Source organism: Vibrio fujianensis (genome assembly GCF_002749895.1).
Classification (GTDB): domain Bacteria; phylum Pseudomonadota; class Gammaproteobacteria; order Enterobacterales; family Vibrionaceae; genus Vibrio; species Vibrio fujianensis.
Genome location: NZ_NBUS01000032.1, coordinates 5,725 through 12,110 on the forward strand (window position 1 = coordinate 5,725; position 6,386 = coordinate 12,110).

Sequence of the window (6,386 nt, forward strand, 5' to 3'; positions counted from 1 at the left end):
GAGCTACGGATATCAGCCCTTCGTTGCGAGAATTGATTGCTGATGAGCCTGACTTTGAATCTTTATATGGCAATAAACGTTTTGATGCGTTAATTAGCGGTAATATCAGTTAATTTTTTATGATTATGGTATATCCCCTTGTTACTTGAATCTGCAGGGGTGTTGGCTACGTTCATTCAAAGGCCAGCCTACGGCTGTTCAAATTGTTCCAGACAAATTTGTCACTCACTTGCCGCCGACCTGCAACGCCAAGTTATTTGGGGATAGGCCGAGCTGTTTAACGCATAACGAAGTGTTGTCTTAACGACAAATTATTATCATTAGACACACCTTGGTTTTTCGCGGATAAAGCGCGAGACCCTCAGGGTGTCGGGGAGGGCGACTTGTATTGAGTCGCCACTACATTCTCTTTGTTTTTGTGAGATATCAAGTGGAAAAATCATCCAAATTGGATCGCGTTCGTGCGGATTATAACGTTCATTACTGGAGCCAAGGGTTTTATGGCATTAATGATCAAGGTGAAGTGTATGTTTCTCCTCGTAAAGATCGAGCCTATTCAACGGCCTTGAGTTCGATTGTTCAACAGTTGGAGGCTCGTAATCTCAATTTACCCGTCCTTGTGCGTTTCCCACAAATTTTGCACCAACGAGTTCATAATATTTGTGATGCTTTTAACCAAGCAATAGAAGAATGTGATTATCCCAACCAATATTTGTTGGTGTATCCGATAAAAGTGAATCAACAAAAAGAAGTGGTAGATGAAATACTGGCTAGCCAAGCTAAGTTAGAAACAAAGCAGCTAGGGCTTGAGGCCGGAAGTAAACCTGAACTTTTGGCCGTTCTTGCTATGGCTCAGCAAGCCAGTTCGGTGATTGTATGTAATGGTTATAAAGATAGAGAATACATTCGGTTAGCACTAATTGGTGAAAAGCTTGGGCATAAAGTTTTTATTGTATTAGAAAAACTGTCAGAGTTGGAGCTTGTGCTCAAAGAAGCCAAGAGCCTTGGCGTACAACCGCGCTTGGGTTTGCGCATCCGTTTAGCTTCGCAGGGAGCAGGAAAGTGGCAGTCGAGTGGTGGCGAAAAATCAAAATTTGGTTTAGCGGCGGCACAAGTATTAACAGTGATTGAGCGTTTAAAAGTAGAGCAACAGTTAGATACGTTACAACTGGTGCATTTTCATCTTGGTTCACAAATGGCCAATATCCGTGACGTCAGAAATGGCGTCAATGAAGCCGCTCGTTTTTATTGTGAACTAAGAGAGCTGGGGGCACAAATTGACTATTTTGATGTAGGCGGAGGTTTGGCGGTCGATTATGATGGCACGCGCAGCCAGTCTTCCAATTCTATGAACTATGGTCTGCAAGAGTATGCACGCAATATTGTCAGTGTTGTTGCGGATATGTGCACTCTTTATCAACAACCGAAACCGATCATTATTTCTGAATCGGGCCGTTCAATTACTGCTCATCATGCGGTATTAATTACCAATGTGATTGGAACAGAGATTTATAGCCCTGAAACGATCAGTGAGCCGGATGCCGATGCTCCGTTATTGATGCAAAATATGTGGCGTAGTTGGGAAACATTACGAGAAGGAACCGATGCTCGAGCGTTAATTGAGATTTACAATGATACCCAGAGTGATTTATCCGAGGCGCACACGCTCTTTGCGTCCGGGGTGATTAACTTACCCCATCGTGCATGGATCGAACAACTTTCGTTACGTATTTATCATGAACTACGTTTAAAAATGAGTACGAAAAACCGTTTCCATCGCCCCATTTTAGATGAGTTACAAGAACGGTTGGCTGATAAATTTTTTGTCAACTTTTCACTTTTTCAATCCTTACCAGATGCATGGGGAATTGATCAAGTATTTCCCGTATTGCCCTTGTCGGGGTTAGAGCATGTCGACGATCGGCGAGCGGTGATGTTAGATATTACATGCGACTCAGATGGCGCAATAGAGCAATATGTCGAAGGACAGGGTATTGAAACCACCTTACCCGTTCCTGCTTGGTCGAAAGATACGCCCTATCTGATGGGATTTTTCCTAGTTGGAGCCTATCAGGAAATTTTAGGTGATATGCATAACTTGTTTGGCGATACTCATAGCGTGGTTGTGCATATCAATGATCAAGGTGAGTCAGAAATTACCTTTATCAATGAAGGCGATACGGTTGAGGATATGATGCGTTATGTTCATATTGATGTCGATGCAATTCGTGCCAATTATCGTCAGCTAGTCAGTCAACGAGTGGCAGAGCAAGAGCAGGCAACCGTGCTGGAAGAGTTAGAACAAGGCCTGAGTGGTTATACTTATTTAGAGGATTTTTAAATGAATGATTTGTTTACGAAAACTGATTATTCACTCTACTCCAATGCGATGACTTTTGTCCGTCGCCCGTATGTGAGAAACCCAGTCGATACTGAAGCCGATGTCGTTGTACTTGGGGTTCCGCTTGATATGGCTACATCGGGTCGCCCGGGAGCTAGAATGGGGCCGGATGCGATTCGTCGTGCATCGGTGAATTTAGCGTGGGAAGGCAAAAAATTTCCTTGGGAGTTCAATTTATTTGAGCAAACCAAGGTGATTGACGCCGGTGATCTAGTGTTTGATTGCGGTGATGCGGAAGATTTTACTTATCGTCTAGAGGCGGCCGCAAATGAAATCGTCAAAAGTGGTAAAACGTTACTTGCATTAGGGGGCGATCATTTTATTACTTTGCCGATCTTACGTGCTTATGCTAAGCATGTCGGTGAAATGGCATTGATTCATTTTGATGCGCATACTGATACTTATGCTAATGGCAGTGCTTATGATCATGGGACGATGTTTTATCATGCTCCCAAAGAAGGATTGATTTCACCGAAACATTCGGTCCAAATTGGTATTCGAACCGAGTATAAACAGCAAGGACACGGTTTTAATGTGATTAATGCGATGCAAGCCAATGACATGCCAGTTGAGGAGATTGTTGAGCGAATTCGTCAGATTGTTGCCGATAAGCCGGTCTATTTGACGTTTGACATCGATTGTTTAGATCCTGCGTTTGCTCCCGGTACCGGTACCCCGGTGTGTGGTGGTTTAAATTCCGATAAAATTTTAAAAATTATTCGTGCACTCAAAGGCATCAATTTGGTTGGAATGGATGTCGTAGAGGTGTCTCCTCCTTATGATCAGAGTGATGTGACCGCTTTAGCGGGAGCAACGATTGCCTTGGAGCTGCTTTATGTGTGGGCATCTCGTCAAGAGATAGAATAACTAGACGTTAGCTGCTGATGGAAACCGAGCTTGTGTACGCTCGGTTTTTTTATCAGATTTTAATGTCCAAAATTACCTAACTTTTAATCAAGCGTAGGAAATGAATCGGTTTGTTACGTTCGTTTACATAACGGTCTTAATACCGATCTCGAAACAAGGTAATCTAAAGCCAGTGATTTATTTTTGCATGATTTTTTGGGATATAGATTATGAAAAATATCAAGTCAATCGTGTTGTCTACGATCGGATTATCTCTTTTGCCAAGTCTGGGTCATTCTACACCCATTGTCGTGCCGAATCCGCCTCAACTTTCGGCGAAAGGGTATGTGTTGATGGATTACCACACGGGAAGGGTATTGGTTCAACATCATGCTCATGAGCGGCTAAACCCTGCTAGCTTAACAAAATTGATGACCTCCTATGTGGCGGGACAAGGTCTTAAGCAAGGTAAAATTAGCGCAGCTGATCAAGTGACCATTAGCCATAAAGCCTGGGCTAAAAACTTTCCAGATTCTTCAAAGATGTTTATCGAGGTTGGAAAGCAAGTCAACATGATGGACTTATATCGAGGGCTTATTGTGCAGTCTGGCAATGATGCTAGCGTTGCCATTGCTGAGCATGTTGCAGGTTCAGAAAGTGCTTTTGTGGATCTAATGAATTTATGGGCCCAAAAACTGGGGTTAGAAAACACCTCATTTACCAATCCTCATGGCCTCGATAGTGAGGGGCTATACAGCACGCCTTATGATATAGCCAAACTCGCCCAAGCGATTATTCGTGATTTACCGGAAATCTACCCGCTTTATAGCGAAACGTCATTCTCGTATAACGGCATTACTCAATACAACCGTAATGGACTGTTACGTGATCGCAGTTTGAATGTCGATGGAATGAAAACCGGCTTTACCAGCGGAGCTGGTTACAGCTTAGCAACCTCAGCAACCGATGGTGATATGCGTTTAATTTCGGTTGTCATGGGAGCAAATAGCCAAAAATCACGAGAATCAGAAAGTAAACAATTACTCAGCTATGGCTTTAGGTTTTTTGAGACCATCTCACCCCATCAAAACAATGAAGTGCTAGAGAGCGTCAGAATTTGGAGCGGGAAGCAAGATCAAGTTGCGGTCGGGGTTGCACACACGACTTATTTAACGCTTATTAAAGGTGAATTAGCAAAACTCAGCGGTGTTATTGAATTAGATAAGGAGCTGGAAGCGCCACTGAAACAGGGCGAGGTGATTGGCAAAGTGATTTATCAAGTTGATGGACATCAAGTTGGAGAAGCCGCACTAGTGGCTTTGGAAACAGTGGAAGAAGGGAACTGGTTTAAACGTCTGTTCGATAGCATTAAGCGCTTCTTTGCTGGTTGGTTTTAATGTCGTTTTGACTTAAGGATCAAGCGGAGGTATTAATAAATGATGGTGAGTTCTTCGTCATACATCCTGAGTTTAATTTGTGTGAGCAGATAACGTTATTGCACAAAGCTGTTTGAGAATTATCCTATTTGATGCCTATCTATACTGCTTGGGGTGTTTATTAACCATTTGATTGATTTTAGTAATTTTTTTATTGACCTTATGGCTGAATACGTTAAAGTACGTCTCGTTCCCAAGGCGAAACGGGAATAGATAGTGTGAGCCTAGCGTAATGCGCGTTGCCCTGGTGGTGAAATTGGTAGACACAAGGGATTTAAAATCCCTCGACTTTCGAGTCGTGCCGGTTCAAGTCCGGCCCGGGGCACCATCTATCGAAAGACAGTAAAGGCGCGTTGGCAGAGTGGCCATGCAGCGGATTGCAAATCCGTGGACCTCGGTTCGACTCCGGGACGCGCCTCCATTACTATGAATCTCTGTTATTAATCGTAACCAGCATTGAGCTGGTTTTTTTGTTTTAGCCTTTCTCTTAATCTAATTGGCAAGGCGGTTGCCGGTGTATCCGTTGATTTATTTCACTTATGTGAATAAATTCGCCCTCTATTCAACCTAGCTTCACTTTCACTGCTAGAATCTTTCGTAAGCAGCAACGTTGTTTTTTCTATCCGAAGGTCACCTTTACCATTACTTTGTTATCGTATCAATGATGGCGGTTAATGGTGAGCATTCAGAATTACGGCATTGATAGGCGATGTGATTGGGGTGAACGAACGTCACCAACGCTCTTGCAGCTTCAAGTAGCAAGGGGATAATCAAAAAAGGCCAACAATCGCTGGCCTTGTATTAATTATGTATGTATTAACGATATAAAGTTTGTTCAGTTCTTAACCCTTGGATCAAGCTAAAACACATTAAGAGTAGCACAAAGCTGAATGGCAACGCTGTAGCGACCACTCCAGATTGCAGGGCCTGTAGTGCCTCTGGGCCGCCAACCCAAAGCATGACCGCAGCAATCGCCCCACCAATAATAGCCCAAAAAATACGTTGTAGAACGGGCGCATCGACTTTACCACCAGCGGTAATACTATCAATAACAAGTGATCCTGAGTCGGCTGAGGTAATAAAGAAAATTAAAATCAATCCAATAGAAATGAGAGAAATAACGCTGCCAAACGGTAATTGCTCATAAACATGGAACAATGTTAATGAAATATCCGTCAGTCCATTGGCTCCTAGTTCACCGATGTGATTGGCAACTTGATCGAGCGCAACACCGCCAAAAACAGACATCCAAATTAAAATTAATAACGTAGGAATAAAGACCACCGCAAGGATAAACTCACGAACCGTTCGCCCTCTTGACACTCGTGCGATAAACATGCCGACAAAAGGTGACCATGAAATCCACCATGCCCAATAGAATACAGTCCAACCATGCATCCAGATTTCATCTTCCCGCCCATGGGGATTACTTAGCGGAAGAATATTTTCAACATACGCCATGAAGGTATCAGGGATCGACTGTAAAGTGATAGTAAAGCTGACGATGATCATAAAAATCAACAGTGCAAAAGCAAACAGCATATTAATATTACTAAGCACTTTGACACCACCATTGATCCCTCGAAATACGGAGATGATGGCAATAAGCGTAACAAAAATGATAACGGTAAATTGCATACCGATGCCGCCATTCGTTCCAAAGATATAGTTAATGCCACTTGTGGCTTGCTGAGCGCCTAAAC

The 6,386-nt window shown here is 43.1% G+C and carries 4 protein-coding genes, 2 tRNA genes and 1 pseudogene; 6 read left to right on the top strand and 1 reads right to left on the bottom strand.

What is annotated here, in order from left to right; genetic code table 11:
* From B7C60_RS20045 to B7C60_RS01380, 6 genes and pseudogenes are all read left to right on the top strand, one after another.
* Window positions 1-113: pseudogene (locus B7C60_RS20045) on the top strand (hypothetical protein); the annotation flags it as partial.
* A 317-nt stretch (window positions 114-430) separates the two neighbouring features.
* Window positions 431-2,341 (top strand): arginine decarboxylase, encoded by a 1,911-nt coding sequence (gene speA / locus B7C60_RS01360; RefSeq protein ID WP_170887422.1) that lies wholly within the window; start codon window positions 431-433, stop codon window positions 2,339-2,341.
* Window positions 2,342-3,268, top strand: a complete 927-nt coding sequence (speB, locus tag B7C60_RS01365; RefSeq protein WP_099610109.1) for an agmatinase — start codon at window positions 2,342-2,344, stop codon at window positions 3,266-3,268.
* A gap of 209 nt (window positions 3,269-3,477) precedes the next feature.
* Window positions 3,478-4,644: a D-alanyl-D-alanine carboxypeptidase family protein gene (locus B7C60_RS01370; protein ID WP_099610110.1), complete on the top strand. Its 1,167-nt coding sequence runs from the start codon at window positions 3,478-3,480 to the stop codon at window positions 4,642-4,644.
* Between the two features lie 280 nt (window positions 4,645-4,924).
* A tRNA-Leu gene (locus tag B7C60_RS01375) sits at window positions 4,925-5,011 on the top strand.
* Between the two features lie 19 nt (window positions 5,012-5,030).
* Window positions 5,031-5,104, top strand: a tRNA-Cys gene (locus B7C60_RS01380).
* A gap of 395 nt (window positions 5,105-5,499) precedes the next feature.
* On the opposite strand, the gene B7C60_RS17440 is transcribed toward B7C60_RS01380, so the two are convergent.
* A partial coding sequence (locus B7C60_RS17440) for a BCCT family transporter (RefSeq protein ID WP_245868367.1) occupies window positions 5,500-6,386 on the bottom strand: 887 nt, incomplete at its 5' end.

Excerpts from the sequence above, each read along its gene's own strand:
- speB (WP_099610109.1), top strand. The coding sequence starts at position 2,342 with ATGAATGATTTGTTTACGAAAACTGATTATTCACTCTACTCCAATGCG.
- B7C60_RS01370 (WP_099610110.1), top strand. The coding sequence starts at position 3,478 with ATGAAAAATATCAAGTCAATCGTGTTGTCTACGATCGGATTATCTCTT.